Source organism: Flavobacterium sp. (genome assembly GCF_049240005.1).
In the GTDB taxonomy this organism is placed as follows: domain Bacteria; phylum Bacteroidota; class Bacteroidia; order Flavobacteriales; family Flavobacteriaceae; genus Flavobacterium.
In genome coordinates, this window is the sequence record NZ_JBMLTK010000006.1 from 1 (window position 1) to 1,705 (window position 1,705).

The 1,705-nt window shown below is 37.4% G+C and carries 2 protein-coding genes; both read right to left on the bottom strand.

From position 1 onward, the window contains the following. Positions 1 to 177: 177 nt before the first annotated feature. Positions 178 to 954 (bottom strand): sensor histidine kinase, encoded by a 777-nt coding sequence (locus ACOVQQ_RS00450; protein WP_421816470.1) that lies wholly within the window; start codon positions 952 to 954, stop codon positions 178 to 180. Then, on the bottom strand, positions 933 to 1,571 hold the full coding sequence (locus ACOVQQ_RS00455; RefSeq protein WP_421816471.1) for a hypothetical protein: 639 nt from the start codon (positions 1,569 to 1,571) through the stop codon (positions 933 to 935). Before ACOVQQ_RS00455 ends, ACOVQQ_RS00450 begins: the two co-directional genes overlap by 22 nt. Positions 1,572 to 1,705 lie beyond the last annotated feature (134 nt).

Sequence of the window (1,705 nt, forward strand, 5' to 3'; positions counted from 1 at the left end):
GAAAGTTTTTTGGTTGCTTGTTTGGACCCGAGTTCGATTCTCGGCGACTCCACAATAAAAGCGGTACTTTGGTTGAGTGCCGCTTTTTTTATTTGTTAAAGTGAAGGATTTTTTTGGATGCGACATGCCTCAATCTACAAGAGCTTTTCAGGTTTTTGAACAGCTGTTTACAAAACATTAGATTCCGCTTTCGCTTGCTGGGAAGCGAATTTGAATGACGTTTCCAGTTTCGGAGGAGCTTTGTTTGATTTTACCGCCTATTTGTTTGCTTCGCGAAAGAATGTTTTTAAGCCCCATGCCTTTTGATTTCTTTAGATTTTCAAAAAAGTCGAATGGCGAGCCGTTGTCTTTAATTTCGAGTTCTAGGAAAGAGTCTACTTTTTTTATACTGAAATGAACTACGGTAACATTGCCGTATTTAAGCATGTTTCCGAGCAATTCTTGCACAATTCGATAGAGCTCGTAGGAATTAGAGGCAGAAACGGGAATATCGCGCTGATAAAAATCGGTGTGAATGGTAAGTAAACTCCATTTTTTAATTCGTTCGAAGTAATCTTCTAAGGTCGGAATAAGTCCTAATGTATCGAGTAATGGCGGCATTAGGTTATAGCTGATTACTTTCACTTCGGCGAGCATACTTTCGACGGATGTTTTTACGCCAAATAGAACCGCGCGACTTTCCTGATCTTGGATTTTAGTTTCCAGTTGCGAGATGTGGTTGCGAATAGTAATCATGTCGCCGCTGATGCCGTCGTGGAAATCTTCGGCAATACGTTTGCGTTCTCGTTTTTCGGATTCGAGTGATACACGTAGCAAATTCTCAGACTCGGCTTGTCTGATTTTCAGAACTTTTCTTTGGTAAATTAACGCAATTAGCAAAACACCTAGTGTCATGGAAATCATGATTAAGGTGCCAATCCAGAAGAAAATTACTAGTCCGTCTTCATTTTCCATACGCCAAAACTAATTAAAAGTCTGAAGAAAATTCCAGCGATACAGTTTATTTCCCAGTAGTTGGTGAAGGAAAGGGAGCTTTTAACTATGAAGTTACTTGCTAAAAAGAGAAATAGTGTACTTGCGTAATACAAGGTAAGTGACAGGATGAAATAAAAATTCGGATTGTTCCATAAATTCCAATCTTTTAAATCGTCCATTAATTTTCGAAACCATAAAATTACACCTAAAAAGATGAAAGCAGTTATATAGGTTCTATTGATAGCCATAGCAAGATACATTTTGCTTCGGTCGACCCAGAGAAAAAGCGAACTCATATAAACAACAATGAAACCGATAAAGAGCCACTTAAAGAGCTTTTGGTGGCTGGGTTTTAAAAGGTTCTTAAAGAAGTGATGAATTGCTAGAAAACTTAAAAACGGATATAATTGAAACCAATAATACGTATCTGTATATAAAAGATGCGTAATAAAGTATTCGTAAAGCGTTGAGATACCTATGAGCCAAATAAATGGCGTGAATGGTCCCGAATTTATAGCCGCTTTTTTTGCGTAAAACAACATGGCTACATCAAGAACTCCTGCTAAAAGTGCTGTGTAGAAACAAGTATTATCCAATTTTTATATTTTCATTAATGGACTGGCACCTGGACAATCAAAAGGACAAGATCGTAACTCATCTAACAAAACACCTCTAGTCATATCATTTCCGTTTTCATCTACCCCAACTAAAACAATATTGCTTTTTTGGT